Origin of the sequence: Achromobacter xylosoxidans (genome assembly GCF_014490035.1) — a bacterium.
GTDB lineage: Bacteria > Pseudomonadota > Gammaproteobacteria > Burkholderiales > Burkholderiaceae_B > Achromobacter > Achromobacter bronchisepticus_A.
Genome location: NZ_CP061008.1, coordinates 6,232,239 through 6,246,457, shown reverse-complemented (window position 1 = coordinate 6,246,457; position 14,219 = coordinate 6,232,239). Strand labels below are relative to the sequence as shown.

Genomic DNA, 14,219 nt, shown 5'->3' with positions numbered 1-14,219 from the left:
GTAGGCTCGACCTTTGCCCGTGGCAATCGTTGGCCACACCAGCGGGCAGGGCGCCCTTGCGGAGGCCCTCCATACCAGAGTGGTCCGAGTTGGCGTTTGATAGACTCGGGCCCATCGAACAAAAATCGTATGGGGTGTCCACCATGTCCAAAGCAAAGTTCGGCTTGCTCGTTGCCGTCGCCGCGATTGCGATCGGCGTGGCTGTGTATGCGTTGCAGAAGTCGCGGGGATCCACCGCAGCAACGTCGATTGAACAGTCGAGCGTGGCGAAGCGGGAGGCCATTAAGCAGATGACACCGCTTTGTTTGGCCGGGATGGATTGCCCTGCAAATGCATCTGCCGGAGATAAGAGATGAGCGGACTGTTGGGATTCGCCGCGCTTGCGATCTTGGCGCGCGCTTTTCTGAAGGGCTTCGCTGCGGCGGGTCGCGACGACGGTGTCGGCGAGAGCTACGCTGACCGCTTCGACAAAGAATGGGAAGAGGAGTGGGCGCGGGAAGTGCGCGAGGGTTGAGGAGGTCATCGCTTGCCTCCGCTGCGCAAGATTTTTGCGGCCATGCCGCGGCCCACCATCCCTCGTCCGAAACTTTGCGCGTTTGCGCTGCCCCCCGCAACGAGCGCCTGTGCAAGGCCTGGTACTTGCCACATCATGTATGCAGCGATGAATCCTAAAAGGGCGATCGCGATCATCGCAATTTCATTGGACGCGAAGTAGAGATCCGCCTCCTTCCGGCTGTCGATCTTGTCGTAAAAGCTGACCAGTGTCGGGACAACACCCTTCGTTATGAGCACAGCGACAAACCACGCGACAAGCTGCTGCAGCGAGGCAGCGATCATGAATCGCAACCAGCCGTCGAACAAGAAGGAAACAGCGGGGATGATCGATAGGCCGACTAGCAGCGGCCCGAGGGCGAGACCGAGCTGCAGCATGACATAGGACATCTGCAAGACGACAATGAACGCGATCGACATCAGCACCATCGCGATGATTGCCAAGATTTGGCATAAAAAGATCACAAGGATGAGGGGCAAGTTCTTGAGAATCTCGAAGAACCCAATCTGATCTTTGTTGACGCATTCGGCGGGGCGTGAGTCGATGATCCAGTCCAGAGGATTCAGTGACCACCCTCCATGCATCTTGCAGTAGAGGGACTTTTCCGATTCCTTGCGCTTGCCATCGGCGATGAGCGAGATGGTGTCCATCGTCAACTTGAGAATCTCGACCGGATTTGCCGAGCCCTGAGTAATCTTGGTCGACGCTTCCTTGGTCGCGGTAACGAACATATCTCGCGGAACGCCATTCATGCTCTGCACGATCACCAAAACCACACCCATCCTCAGGATCAGATTGAAGAGGCTGACGAGGAACTTGACGGTGTCGCTGGCGAGGAAATAATCACGGAGCAGAAGCCAGAGAGCCGTACCCGAGGCTCCAACGGATAGGAGGATCAGCCCCTCCTCTTTAAAAATGTCGGCCAGGGCAAAGCCGGCCGTGTTGACGGCCGAGAACGCCTGATTGAATAGGGCTGCGACGTCCATGTCAGCCTCCGAGATGCCAGCCGAGCGCGCGAGCACCTGCATCAAGCGCGAAGAGGGCGGCGGATGTGAAAATCACTGCGACAAAGCCGGCTAGCGCGTTGGGGGACGCGCTGTCGACCTGCACGATGGCGATCGCCAACGACAGCCGCAGAGACTTCGCTGCCGCGCGTAGCGGCTTGTGCTCAAGTCGGCCACGCGCAGCAAGCTCCACCCTGTACCTGCGCCGCTCCTTGCATACGATTCGGAGCTCGCGACGGCTGCGGCAAAGGGCGAGTAGTACTCGACGGAGAGGCTTACCTGTCATGTCTAGAGGCCAAATTCGAGGCTTTTCATCTTTCCGATGGCGGAGCGCTTGTTCGCGGCTTCTTTGGTGACCGCGTCGTACCGCTGTTGCGCGCCTTCAACAGAAAGCTTGTTGAGGTCCTCTTTCGTGGCGCGGTCCTGGAGATCAAGCACGACCTGGCGCTGCATGAGACTGCGCATCTCCAGGAGTTCGCCGGCCAAGACGCTGGACTGCTGATTGAGGAGCTGCAGGCCTTGGACGTTGCCCTCAATGCCGGGAATCTGGCGGGACAACTGGCGTAGATTTGCAGCACGCGACGCGAAGGTCTCCATGGTCGCGAAGTCCTGGTCGAGCTGTTTGCGGTACACCCCGCCCTTGGTCTGAGCCAAGTGGACGAAGGCCGTACCCCAACGCTCAGGGGTCATGTTGAGAGACTTCATCTCGGCGCTCGCAGCGTCGTACATCCCTTGTAACTGCTTGCCCGCTTGGTAGAGATCGGAAACACTGGAAACGAGGTCGCGCATGGAGACTCCCTGACCGCTATACGCCTGGTCAGCCAGGCTGAGCACATTTCCGCCAAGCCGTTGTAAGTTCGCCAGGTTTTGTTGAACCATCGTGGTCTGCTGCGTGAGCTGCTGGGTTTGGTTCATCACGCTCAAAAGCTGTTGCGCGAAGTTGGCGCCGTCGAAGGTCGGAATGCCGGACGCTTTGGGGGCAATGGCGAAGCAACTCATGGCGATCGCCGTAAGGGCGCGAATGACGGTCCTGCGTTTGGGCGAGTGCATAGTCGTACCTCAGTAGTGAACACGGTTGTAGAGCGCGCCGTCGATGATGACGTCGATGGCACGCGGGCCCTTATAGGGCAGCCACACCACGCTGCTGAACACGTGCACGGTAGTGGGCGTACCGCCACCGGCGTCTCCGCCCGGGCCGCAGTTATCGCAGACCTCGTAGTGGCCGACGTATCCGCTGACGCATGCGCGTTGACCGGGCGAGCCACTCTCATTGCTGTCGGGCTCCGAAGTGGCATAGGTCCCCTGAAGCCGGAATTTCGGCCTGAATCGCTTTGTTTCGCCTGTCGGCGTCCCTTGAGCGACCACTTGACCTCGCCGCGCTGGCTCGTGGCCGGCCGGGCAAAGGTCGTATGGCTCGCGCGACTTCTTTGCGTAGTTGTTTGCGCCCGCCATTGCGCACGTAGGGAACGGTCCGGGCGGAACTGCATTCAGGACGCGCCAGAGCCGGTTGAGGTAGCCACTGCATTGGCTAGGGGGCTTTATGCCGGCAAGACATAGCAGCACTCCGCATCCCCACTCCGATCCACCTGGTTCATAGTCGGAAGTGTCGGGGAGCTGGAATGGTGCCGAGAATGCAGGCGCTTCGACAATAAGGAGCAGCGCCAGAAGCGCGCGGGCTGTCGATTTACGGATTTGATGCACGGACCACCTCTCGGAAGTATGCGTCGCGCCAGTCCTCGCGGTCGGACGCGCGATAGTGGTCAAACAGCGCTTGGGCGTCCAGTTCGCTCCGCAGGACCGCCAGTGTGCGTGTATCCAACTTCAAGGCAACCTTCCGCATGAAGCCATCCTTCTGCGTAAGAAAGTAGTCTTGCTTTGGAATGCCCTCGGCAAGTTGGTCGATTTGTTGCGGATTTAGGCCGAGCTCCGTAAACGCCTTGCGCAGAGATGGCGAAGTTTTGGCGGCCGGGTACGGCAGGATGATGCGGTTCGGGACGTTGTCCCGAATCGACGCATATATCGGCGAGTTGATGTACCGCTCCGGCGACTGGGCGTCCATCCAGACGCAGCCCAATAGCTTGCGGAGGGTATCGATCCACTCGGCCAGCTTCCTTGCAAAGATCGGCTCCTCCAGAAAACCCCATACCTCCGGCAGGCCGATGAACGTCGGGGCAATCAGTCCAGAGTTGCGACGACTTTCAATCCGATCTTGAATGCGATAGAAGCAATAGATGAGATATGGGATGAGGACGTCCGGCTGCGCCAGGAGCTTTCCCATCTCGATGCCGAGAACAGCGGCAGCTCGTCCAGCCGCGATTTCATCGAAGATGTCCAAGCCGTTGTCGAACCAACGCGCATTCAAGGCATCGCCGACCCACTCTGCCAGAGCATGCTGGAAGGAACCGACAGGGAGCTGCACGTAGACTGCGTGCAGCCTCCAGTCCTTACGCTGGAGTTGGCGGGTTGCCAGAAGCGCCTTTTCTAGTTCTTCCCTGTCGTTGCTTGTTGCGAGGTACCCGCGACGCTCGGCGAGCGTGCAGATCCAGTCCTTGACAAACTTCAGGTGCCGGACTTCGCCAATAAGTGAGAGGGGGTTCACCGTCAGCCGATTGGTGCTAGCGTCTTCAGGATCGCAATAGACGCCGCCTTGCATCATTATTGGGATACGACTTGAGAAGGTTCGGTCGAAGATGAAAACGTCGGAGCCGAGGTACTTCCGAAAGAGGGTCCAGCCCAGGTTGACGATCGTGGTCTTCCCTAAGCCAGTTTCCCCCGACACCAGTGTGTGCCCGATATCGTGATAGAAGCCGGTCCAGAAGTATGGCGTGCCGTAATCGGTCGGCAGGCCAGCCAGGGCCGGAGACGGCCGCTTCATCGTGTTCGAAAGATGGCGATTTTCCTTTGAGCCTTGCGAGACGGTGCGAAGAGGTACAGCGCGAGCGACGACAGCGGCGCGTAGCGGTGCCCATCGTGCGATGTCGCGCCATGCGCCGGGGATTGTGGCCGTCCAACTAGAAATTGCGCCCAGTGTTTCGACCAGAGGCAAGAACTTTGCGCCGATCAGGGCGTCACCGACCTTTCCGGCCGTTGTTCTGACCTGGTCCATAGCGCTGTCCCAATCTTCAACCAGGTCGCTTTGGAACGGTGCGGATAGCGATGTGATGCTCAGCGTGTATTGGCCATAGGAGGCCTTCCCGCGGCTAACGCCCTTTTTCAGGTCCTCCGCTTCGTCCGCTGCTTCAACTCGTCCTCTGTCTTCGCGCGGTGCATAGTTCGGATCGCCTGAGTTTGCGGCAACGGCAGCAAGCGCTCGCAGATCCAGCGCGTTCGTTCTATGGTACGAACCCATCTGGTCAATCATTTTCGCGCTGGCGTTGGCGTCTTGGATCCGATAAACGTGGCTGATCGTCAGCTCACCAGGAACCTTGAGGAGGTCATCCAGTGCATGCGGGCGGATGCGGGAAGGATAAAACTGGTGCGCGGCGGGTATCGAGGTGACAACACCGATTCGCTTCCGGCCTTCAGCTTTGAAAAGGATGTAGTCCTCTGCGGGGATAACTTCGCCGTGGGACATCGACTCATCGAGGAAGTCCACCATGGCTACTGCACTCCGACGGGGCGCGGCAGGCGCGGCGCAGGATGCAAGGAATGCGCCGAGCTCATCCCCGACGAGTCGCGTGAGCGTAAGGGCAGGCAGGCTCGCCCGCATCCGAGTCAGTTGCTCCTCAAAGTCTTTGACGGCTGCCGCCAGCTCAACGGAGGTGTATGCGAAGTCTGCCTGGTCAGACCAAATTCCACGCAGCGCGTGGATCGCAGCACGAAGGGGACCTACCTTCTCGTGCGCCATCGCGTGAAAGAAGCGGCCGGCGATGCGGTCTAGACCCGCAGAAGCGCTCAGGGCGATGGCGAGATAATGCCGATTCGTGTAGTTCGACTTGGTCTTGAACGCATTACTGCGCTCGTCTTCGACGATCTGAGAGTAGGGGTCAGGCATGACCGCGGGCGCATACGGGTCGCTCCGTCGGCGGTGCGTGATAAACCAGAAAGTCAGCGGATTTCTGCTCGCGACCTGGAATGCATGCTCAGCCTGGTGCATGAGGCTCAGCAACTGCGCCGCCGATTGACTGTCGGTGTCGGGTCCCGTGTACTCGAAGCAAGCCATCAACGCGGAATCCTTGTTGACGACGATCTGTTCGTTGTAGCGGAACATCCAGGGGAGGAGTTCTGCCGTGGATGCCAAGCCTCTCACGCGCGCTGATTCGAGCTCGCCTAGTGTGCCGGCGTCGAGCGTGTAGCCATTTTTCTCAGTCAGTAGCATGGGAAATCTCTGCCAAAGCCGAACGGGCGCTTGTTGCGCTTCTGGGCGCGTGTGGCGCGGGGAACGTAGTGGTCGTGTTGCGCCTTGTATGCCTGGTACACGTCAATCTTGTCCGGGTCCTTGCGCATCACGTACCGGATGCCTAGGTACATCGGGATGCCGATGAGGGCCATCCATAGGCTGCGGCTTATGAGCACGACCATAGGCGCCAAAAGCAAGAATGCCGCCGCCGCCCGCCGATCGAGCCCAATAATGCGGCGTTTCTCGATGAGGGCCTTATCGACCTCCACCTCAAGTTCATCGATCGGATCTCGCTCGTCCATGGCTGCGTCAGACGCCGATAGAGCACATCAGGTTTCGCCCGGACACGAGCGCGACCACCGTGGCGATACCGAAGATGGATGCGATGCCGCCAGCCAGGCGGAGAGCGAAAACTTTCACCTTCGATTGGCCATCATCGAGCAACCACATCAAGATCGCGCCGACGCAGGCGACGAGCACTACAACGGAGATCAGCTCGTTGTTAACCACCGCCTGGAAGCCGGAGCAAAGCCGGCCCCCAAAAATGCTCTGTGCGAAAGCCGGGGTTGGAGCGAGGAGCGCGAGCGTCGCGTAGGCTACGAGGAGCAGCCTATCCGTACGTGTAGCGAGGCTACGACCACGGATCCATTGCTGGAGTTGGTGCAATTGATGACTAATCATAGTGTTGGTCCTGGAGTTGGATTTTGGAAAACAACAAGCGGGTTTGGTACAACCCATTTGAGTCGACGCCCAAGATTTCCCTGATCTCGCGGGGGCCTCTGGATGACCCGACGCGCTGGGCATGAACGACGAATCTGAACGTGGCTGCGATCTGTCTGCGAAGGTCCTGCAGAGGCCAGTTTTGGGTTTCTGGTGCCATTCTCAGCATCGACTCCAAGCGGGCCAGGGCCATAGCACTGGAGTCGGCGTGCAGGGATACCTGGCTACCTGGGTGGCCCGTATTCAGAGCGTCCAGGAGATCGAAAGCTTCTGCGCCGCGGACCTCGCCAAGCACAATCCGGTCCGGCCTGCATCGAAGGCTGAGCCTGACCAGGTCACGCACGCTGATCCCGAGCGCTTGGTTGGCTTCAAGGCCAACATGGTTGGGTACGGCCAGGCGCAGCTCGGCCGTGTCCTCGACCGTGATGACGCGGTCTGTGCTCGGAACAAGGTCCAAAAGAGCGTTGAGAAGTGTTGTCTTTCCGGCGGAGGTAGAGCCGCTGAGGACGATGTTGTGACGCCGCTCGATGATCCACTGGAAAAAATCTCGTAGCGCGGCGCCGCCATGACGCAGGGCGCTTTTTAAGGACGCTTGTTCTTGGTCGGCAGCGGCGGTTTCGAGTGGGTCTTGCGTGACAACGTCGAACGCACCGCTTTCGACGTAGCTGTCCAGAGAGATGCGCTTCGCGGCGAAACGACGAACGCAGAGCATCGAGCCCCGCAGAGCGATGGGCTTGCGCGCGGCAGCGATTCGAAGGCCGGGCAGGCGCGCGTCTAGGAGTGGGGAGTTTGGCTTGCCGTTCTTGCTCGCGATCAACGTAATTGCGCGGTCGACTTGCTCCTCGCTAAGGCCCGCATCTACCTTGCGCATGACACCGCGCTCTTCCACCCATATGTCGTCAGCGGCGTTCACCATCACCTCATTCACTTCGTTGGAGGTGAGGTACGGTTCAATCACGCTGAGGTGTTGCCTCAGGATGTCTTCCGCGTAAGTGGTCGACGCATCCATCAATGCTGCTCCTGCGAACGCTGCGAGGAGGCCTGGCCTGCCGCGATCAGCGAAGGGTCCGCTGTCTCAATTGCGAGGGCTGTGCCCGCTCCGGCGACAGGAGACCTGCCCGCCGGCTGGTCGGCCGGTGTTCGCGGTGAAAAGGGGACGCGAACCGGGATAAGAGTGCCGGCACGAATTGCGTTGAGCTTCGCCTGGATTTTGTTTGCATATGCGGCGCGCTTGGCGGGCGTTGAGGCGTTGTAGGCGCCCACGGCGTCCCAGGTGACGCCAAGGCGATCGAAGTTCTCAGCGAGAATCCAAGCTCCGACATAGGCTGAGACGCATGGATTGAAGAGGTCTTGCTTCGATACGCCGAAGCGTTGCAGGCGTTCCAGATGGACGCTGTTGATCTGAGCTAGGCCGTAGTCGCAGGATGCGTTTGCATTGGCGCAGTTCACTGCCTCCGCTCGGCCGGAGGATTCCTGCATGACTATTGCTTGCAGCAGTTGAACGTCAATTCGGTGATAGGCCGCTGCGGCGGCGATGCAGTCGGCATGCGCGTGCGACGGGAGCATTGCCCACAGCGCTATCGCGGCGGCGAATCGATACCGGGTTTGGAACTGCACGTCGCACCTTGGAGGAAAAAGCCCCGCCGGGCTGCGAGCCCAGCGGGTAAGCCAGCGGATCGGCAACGAGGGATGCCGACGGCTGAACTTTCGCCTCACATGCGAAATTTGGCACTTGGTGAATTAAAGAGAATCCAAACGTTACGGCGTGTCGGCGCTTGTTGTTGGCCTCAGTACGTGATATGCGCGCGCCGCTATTGGCCTGAAGACGACCCTCAAGAGGTCCCGACTGTGAAGGCAGACATAGCTGGTTTCAATAATTATTCGCGCAAATGTATCGTGAGTTGTGAGGAACGAAACTAGATGCCTCCAAGGGGAAGGGGCCTACCCAAAGGCCGGGCACTCAAATCTGTGCCCTCAAAAGGCGCAAATGCTTAAGGGGTAAGGGCCCTGCAAAGGGCTAAGGGAAGGGAAAGGGCGAAAGGAGGAACCGAAAGGCGCGGGTGTGGTGCCTCGTCGCTTGAGGTCAGACGAGCCGATCGGCATTTGTCAATATGTCGCACGCTGTTACGTTTCTGGCGGAGCAGGTTTCCGCATTGACCCTGGGGCGTGGTGGCGGCGAGGCTTGTCGCATTTTCTCTGCTGCCCACGCCCATGAACTACCTCCGGCATTCCTCCTCTCGCCCGACTTGGCCGCCCGGGGCAATGCCGCCGCCAGATAAGGCTAAAGCGGAAATGCACCGGGAGCTCAGTCGAGTGTGCAGTGGGCCGCAACGTGCCGTCGCCTTGATCTGGCTTGGCCGTTTTGACGGCTGGCAGACGGCAACCGGCGGGGAAGGCGGTGTCGAACTCTACGACATTGCTTGCCAGGAATTGAAGGGCCGCAGCGAACCGTTTAGCAGCCCTATCTCGTTTGTCGAGTGGCTGGTAGATCTGCCTTGTACGGGCTGGCGAGCGGCAACCATCGATTCAACCAGCCAGTGGGACCCGCTCGCCGAGCGCTTCACCGATTTCCAGGCTGCTTGCGGCAAGCTTGTTGTCGTATACGCCACGGATGTCGGAGCGGATACGTGGCGCAGCTATGTAAGGGGCTATCTGGCCGCTGCCTTGGTCCAGCTTGAGAACGCAGACCGTGTTGATCTTCCAGTCTGACATTGTGTTGCTCGCCTGCGCTGGGGCGGCAGCCTGCGCACTATGGTGGCTGAAAAATCCTCGGCCGTCAGCCGCAGACGTCGGGCCTCCTGACCGCAAGCCAACGCCGCGGGCAGCTCCCAGCGCGCGGCACTTGGAGGTGCTTCCCGCGCATCGACTGTTTGACGTAACCGGTACGGCGCCTCTACTGGAGCAGATCCGCCAGCGAATTGGATTCACGCCGGAGAACTTCGACGAGGACGTGCGCCCCTTGTTGGAAGCCTTTGCGGAGTTTGTCCAATTGCTCCCCGCGTCCGAATCGCATCACCACGCGCAACCTGGCGGTCTGCTGGTGCATTTACTTGAGGTCGCAGCGCATGCACTGCATTTCCGCGATGCATACAAACTGCCCATGGGCGTGGCGCCCGAGGAGCAGACGCGCCTCGCGGCTCGATACACATATGCCGTGCTCGTCGCGAGCCTGCTGCACGATATTGGAAAGCCGATAACCGACGTGTTGGTCCAGCTTCAAGACGCATCAGGACACTCCAAGCCTTGGGTGCCGCTGGGGGGAACGATGCGAGAGCAGGGAGGCGAATGGTACACGGTGGACTTTCCATCGCAGAAAGACTATCGCAAACACGAGCGGCTCGGCCTGCCTCTGTTGCGGACACTGGTCCCCGGCCAGGCGTTAGCGTGGATCGGGGAGCACCCTCCGCTCATGGATGAGCTCTTCGAGTACCTCGGAGGGGAGCAGCGTAAAGGGGTGATAGCGGAGCTCGTGGGCAGAGCGGACAAGCAGTCCGTGGCGACCAATCTAGCGAATGGCCCACGAACGCGTTTTGCGTCTGCTCGATCGGTTCCGTTGATCGAGCGCCTTATGGCGGGACTTCGGCGTGTACTGGCCGAAGGTGCGGTCTCCATGAATCGGGCTGGCGCAGTGGGCTTCTGTGATGGCGAATCGCTCTGGTGCGTTTCCGGATCCATTGCGAAGCTCGTCCGAGATCACCTGGCGCAAACCGAGCAGCGACGGCCAGGTGCGGCCGGCATTCCAGACGACAACTCGCGGCTGTTCGATACGTGGCAGGAATATGGCGCAACGATGTCCAACGAGGCTGGTGCAGCTATTTGGACCGTACAGATCGCCATCGGTACTTGGAACCAACGCCTCACAGTTCTTAAATTCCCCCTGTCGTTGTTGTTCGAAGATGCGGCTTTGTATCCAGCAGCCTTGCCGGCTGGTGCAATTATCGTGGTTGATGCAAAGGCGAACGTAAGCAGTACAGGGCCGAAGGCGACCGCGGAGAGCGCCCCTATGCGTGAGCCAGATGCAGCGCCGGACGGACAGATCCCACCGGCCGCGCAACAATCGGAGGAGGGCTCCCGGAGTGACGAAGTGCTGGCAACTTCGATGGCGCCTGGTGCAGACCCCTGTCAAGAGGAGCATCTCGCAGTTTCCGCGAGTGAACCAATCGCGGTTGAGTTGGTGCAGGATGTTCAGCTTTCGGCTGCTGACGTCCCACTTGAGGTGGACGATGGCTACCTGGACGAGATCGACAGTGCTCTTCCAGACCTGGTGCAACCCGTTGACATTGAAGCACCCGAACTGATGAGTGCGCCAGTGGCTCCGCGCGTTAGGGCTGCGCCAGCTCCTGCGGCACTGCCGGCTATGCCCGCCCGTAAAGCAAACGTTGAGCGATTCATGGCTTGGATTCAGGCAGGGGTAAGCACGGGGTCTCTGCCTTACAACGAGGCGAATGCAGCAGTGCATTTCTGCGAGGAAGGCATGTTGCTGGTCTCCCCAAAGATCTTCAAGGACTACGCGGAAAATTTCGAGGCCAGGATTGACTTGCCAGCGCGTTCGGATGGCGGAACTGCCAAGGAACCGTGGCGTGTCCTGCAACAGCAATTTCAGAAATCCGAGTACGCGCAGAAGAGCGCCACCGGCTCGTTTCTGCATCGCTACAACGTAAGCGGACCCGGGGGAAAGCAGTTAACCGGCATCTTGGTACCAGGGCCCGAACGGTTCTTTCAACCTGTCCCATCGCCCAATCAATTGTTGAAGCCGGCTCCTGCCGGCGCGAGCTCCTGAGAATGGCACACCCATACGAAAATCTGTTCCGGCGACCATATGAAGCTGTCTCCTCAATCGCCGCGCTTGCGTCTGTCGGCGCTCTCTGGACTTTCCAAGGCCTATTCCTGGTCACTCCTGCAACAGGAGGGATGTTGAGCGCGGGGCTCCTATCGCTCGCGGCTATTAGGGCTCGACAGGCAAGGCGTCTTGTTCGCTTCCAGCGCAACCTGCGTCGTCTGCCGACATACTCGCTCGCGGCGGACGAGATCCCATGCTCGTCTACAGAGCTGTTCCTGGGGAAGGGCTTCTATTGGACGCAAGAGCATACGCAGCGCCTATACATCGCGCGCCTGCCTCAGTACAAACATCTGACTGCGAGAAATGAGCTGTATCAATGGGCCCGCCGGATGGAGCGCGAGCACCCCGGATGGCTCGCAAATCAGCTCAGACGAGACGTTTGGTGGAACCCGGCTAAACCACTACCTCCCGTCGGGGGAGACCCAGCCATTCATGGCGTTGAGCCAGATGAACGGGATATGTGGTCAAACCTTGGCGAGCGAGTTGGGCATACGCTGGTGCTGGGAACAACGCGCGTGGGAAAGACCAGGTTATGCGAGCTCCTGGTGACGCAGGACATCCGACGCGGCGACGTCGTCGTCGTCTTTGATCCAAAGGGTGACGTCGAACTGCTCCTTCGAATGTACGCGGAGGCATGTCGTGCCGGGCGAGAGAAGGACTTCCGCTTCTTCCACCTGGGGTATCCGGACGCGTCGTCGAGGTACTCACCCATTGCGACCTTCTCCCGTATTACCGAAGTGGCAACCCGGCTTGCCGGACAGTTGCCCTCAGAAGGGCAGGCGGCAGCATTCAGGGAGTTCGTGTGGCGCTACATCAACGTCATGGCGCGTGCCATGGTGGCCCTTGGAATGAAGCCTAGCTATGAAGTGATCTACCAGAATGCAGTCAACATCGATGACCTCTGCCTAAAGTACTTCGAGTACTGGCTTGACCGTGAACATATCGGCTGGCGTGATGAGATGTCGGAGCCCGACAAGCAGCTCCAGGCGCAGGCGCAGAAGACTGGTCGGGCGATGTATCCGTTGCAGATCCTCAAGCTAATTCGAGACAAGGGCTGGCACGATCAAATTGCGGACGGCCTAGCAAGCGTCTTGACGAATGATCGGTCGTACTTCGAGAAACTCGTGTCTTCGCTGTATCCGCTGCTGGAAAAGCTGACGACTGGCCCAGTGTCGAAGCTGCTATCTCCAGACTATTCGGATCCTACGGATCCGCGCACGGTGTTCGATTGGCAAAAGGTGATCGACACGGGGGGCATCGTATATGTCGGCTTGGACGCGCTGAGTGACTTCGAGGTCGCTGGCGCTGTCGGGAACTCGATGTTCGCTGATCTTACGTCGACGGCTGGGCGCCTCTACAAGTTTGGATCAGGTTACGGACAGACTGCACCAGGAAAGAAGCGAAACGTGTGCATCCACGCGGACGAGTTCAATGAGCTTGTCGGCGACGAGTTTATCCCCATGGTGAACAAGGCTGGCGGCGCCGGCTACCAGGTGACGGCATACACGCAGACGGGGTCGGACGTCGAATCCAGGATAGGCTCAAAAGCCAAGGCTGACCAAATTTTTGGAAACTTCAACACTCTGGTGATGATGCGGGTGAAAAATCTGGCCACGGCCGAAATTCTCACAGATCAATTGCCTAAGGTGCAGGTTTACACGCGTCAGTTGGACTCGGCGACCGGCGACGGAACAGATGATGGCGTAACCGATTTCACTTCGCGAACGCAGGACAAGTACTCGCCGCGGGAGGTCGCGTTGGTCGATCCGTCGGACCTGGTGCAGTTGCCGAAAGGCCAAGCCTTTGCCCTTATCGAAGGGGGGCAGTTGGTGAAGCTGCGCTTGCCATTGGCGAGCAAAGATGCAGATCCGCTCATGCCGGCCGGTTTGGTGGACGTAGTGAAGAGCATGCGGTCGACCTACCAGGCGTATACGGACGCCGCAGACGCTGGCCGAGTCGCAGGCATACAGGATTTTGAGGGCAGATCCTCGCACGGTCCTGAAGGCGCCGCCGTATCGAGTGTGACCGTGGAGGGGACAGGAAGTGGCTTCTAAAGAAAGACCCGCGGGAGAGGATGCCGTACGTGCATTCTTTTGGCCGATTCATGCTGCCCTTCACCTTGCGGTGTGGCTTGTCATCGTCATGTTCCTCTCAGTCGTGGCATCCCTTGCGGTTGCGGTAGGTCTGCAGAGCGAGCAGGCGCCGTCAAGGTACATGGGCGATCTGGTCGAGTACTACCTTGATCAAGCACCAAATAAGCAGGTTGCGAACGACGTGGCCGGGGTCTCGCGTGCGCTTGTGTTCGGTTGGCCGGGTGTGGCCACCGCCTTGTCCAGTGAGGCGAACCCTGCGGCTCCAAGCCTGTTGGGAGGGGCTCTGCAAAGATCTACGCGTGGGGAGGGGCGAGAACTCATATTGGTGACTATGCATGCCGTGGAGTTGTTGGGCGTGCGACTCATGCTGCTCTTTAGTGCGTTGCCAGCCCTCGCTCTGCTTCTTGCTGTCGCGCTAATTGATGGCCTTGTTGCACGCTACGTCCGGCGCGAATGCGGTGGCCATGAATCAGCAACGCGTCATACGCGCGCCAAGCGTCTGCTCAATCGCGGCATCGTTCCAATGGTGGCTGTCGTATGGCTAATCGTGCCCGCGCCAATGTCTCTGGCCATGTTCTTCTTTCCCGTAGCTGTCGGAGGAGCGGGTCTCGTGTGGGTCATGGCCAAGTACTTCAAGAAATATTTGTAAGACAAAAAATGCACGCCTCGT

13 protein-coding genes are annotated in these 14,219 nt (G+C 59.4%); 6 read left to right on the top strand and 7 right to left on the bottom strand.

Features of this window, described 5'->3' with window-relative positions:
- Positions 1-143 precede the first annotated feature (143 nt).
- The gene (locus tag IAG39_RS28970; RefSeq protein WP_052017976.1) at positions 144-356 is read left to right on the top strand and encodes a hypothetical protein; all 213 of its coding nucleotides are present in this window, start codon (positions 144-146) and stop codon (positions 354-356) included.
- Positions 353-514, top strand: a complete 162-nt coding sequence (locus IAG39_RS28965) for a hypothetical protein (protein WP_155523078.1) — start codon at positions 353-355, stop codon at positions 512-514. The genes IAG39_RS28970 and IAG39_RS28965 overlap by 4 nt, the downstream gene beginning before the upstream one ends.
- Before the next feature lie 5 nt (positions 515-519).
- Here IAG39_RS28965 and IAG39_RS28960 read toward each other — a convergent pair whose 3' ends face one another.
- The 7 genes from IAG39_RS28960 to IAG39_RS28930 form a co-directional block, all read right to left on the bottom strand.
- Entirely contained in the window at positions 520-1,539 is a 1,020-nt protein-coding gene (locus IAG39_RS28960; RefSeq protein WP_058207508.1) for a type IV secretion system protein, read from the bottom strand.
- A gap of 306 nt (positions 1,540-1,845) precedes the next feature.
- Positions 1,846-2,607: a hypothetical protein gene (locus IAG39_RS28955; RefSeq protein WP_118931617.1), complete on the bottom strand. Its 762-nt coding sequence runs from the start codon at positions 2,605-2,607 to the stop codon at positions 1,846-1,848.
- Between the two features lie 634 nt (positions 2,608-3,241).
- Entirely contained in the window at positions 3,242-5,875 is a 2,634-nt protein-coding gene (locus IAG39_RS28950; RefSeq protein ID WP_006222323.1) for a VirB4 family type IV secretion system protein, read from the bottom strand.
- Positions 5,866-6,198, bottom strand: a complete 333-nt coding sequence (locus IAG39_RS28945; RefSeq protein ID WP_006222322.1) for a VirB3 family type IV secretion system protein — start codon at positions 6,196-6,198, stop codon at positions 5,866-5,868. The genes IAG39_RS28950 and IAG39_RS28945 overlap by 10 nt, the downstream gene beginning before the upstream one ends.
- Positions 6,199-6,205: 7 nt before the next feature.
- Positions 6,206-6,577 carry a hypothetical protein gene (locus IAG39_RS28940; protein WP_006222321.1) on the bottom strand — a complete coding sequence of 124 codons (372 nt, stop codon included), beginning with the start codon at positions 6,575-6,577 and terminating at the stop codon, positions 6,206-6,208.
- Positions 6,570-7,625, bottom strand: coding sequence for a CpaF family protein (locus IAG39_RS28935; RefSeq protein ID WP_006222320.1), 1,056 nt, complete (start codon positions 7,623-7,625; stop codon positions 6,570-6,572). The genes IAG39_RS28940 and IAG39_RS28935 overlap by 8 nt, the downstream gene beginning before the upstream one ends.
- Complete coding sequence (locus IAG39_RS28930; protein ID WP_006222319.1) at positions 7,625-8,233, bottom strand: lytic transglycosylase domain-containing protein; 609 nt, start codon at positions 8,231-8,233, stop codon at positions 7,625-7,627. Before IAG39_RS28930 ends, IAG39_RS28935 begins: the two co-directional genes overlap by 1 nt.
- Positions 8,234-8,959: 726 nt before the next feature.
- Between IAG39_RS28930 and IAG39_RS28925 the strand changes: the two genes are divergently transcribed.
- From IAG39_RS28925 to IAG39_RS28910, 4 genes are all read left to right on the top strand, one after another.
- Positions 8,960-9,325 carry a hypothetical protein gene (locus IAG39_RS28925; protein WP_223283293.1) on the top strand — a complete coding sequence of 122 codons (366 nt, stop codon included), beginning with the start codon at positions 8,960-8,962 and terminating at the stop codon, positions 9,323-9,325.
- Between the two features lie 139 nt (positions 9,326-9,464).
- Positions 9,465-11,396, top strand: a complete 1,932-nt coding sequence (gene mobH / locus IAG39_RS28920) for a MobH family relaxase (protein ID WP_240633200.1) — start codon at positions 9,465-9,467, stop codon at positions 11,394-11,396.
- Between the two features lie 2 nt (positions 11,397-11,398).
- A complete protein-coding gene (traD, locus tag IAG39_RS28915) occupies positions 11,399-13,510 on the top strand; it encodes a type IV conjugative transfer system coupling protein TraD (RefSeq protein WP_054485458.1) in 2,112 nt (703 codons plus the stop codon).
- The gene (locus IAG39_RS28910) at positions 13,500-14,198 is read left to right on the top strand and encodes a DUF4400 domain-containing protein (protein ID WP_124260340.1); all 699 of its coding nucleotides are present in this window, start codon (positions 13,500-13,502) and stop codon (positions 14,196-14,198) included. The genes traD and IAG39_RS28910 overlap by 11 nt, the downstream gene beginning before the upstream one ends.
- Positions 14,199-14,219 lie beyond the last annotated feature (21 nt).

Coding starts and splice junctions, on each gene's coding strand:
- IAG39_RS28970 (WP_052017976.1), top strand. CDS start 144: ATGTCCAAAGCAAAGTTCGGCTTGCTCGTTGCCGTCGCCGCGATTGCG.
- IAG39_RS28965 (WP_155523078.1), top strand. CDS start 353: ATGAGCGGACTGTTGGGATTCGCCGCGCTTGCGATCTTGGCGCGCGCT.
- IAG39_RS28960 (WP_058207508.1), bottom strand. CDS start 1,539: ATGGACGTCGCAGCCCTATTCAATCAGGCGTTCTCGGCCGTCAACACG.
- IAG39_RS28955 (WP_118931617.1), bottom strand. CDS start 2,607: ATGCACTCGCCCAAACGCAGGACCGTCATTCGCGCCCTTACGGCGATC.
- IAG39_RS28950 (WP_006222323.1), bottom strand. CDS start 5,875: ATGCTACTGACTGAGAAAAATGGCTACACGCTCGACGCCGGCACACTA.
- IAG39_RS28945 (WP_006222322.1), bottom strand. CDS start 6,198: ATGGACGAGCGAGATCCGATCGATGAACTTGAGGTGGAGGTCGATAAG.
- IAG39_RS28940 (WP_006222321.1), bottom strand. CDS start 6,577: ATGATTAGTCATCAATTGCACCAACTCCAGCAATGGATCCGTGGTCGT.
- IAG39_RS28935 (WP_006222320.1), bottom strand. CDS start 7,625: ATGGATGCGTCGACCACTTACGCGGAAGACATCCTGAGGCAACACCTC.
- traD (WP_054485458.1), top strand. CDS start 11,399: ATGGCACACCCATACGAAAATCTGTTCCGGCGACCATATGAAGCTGTC.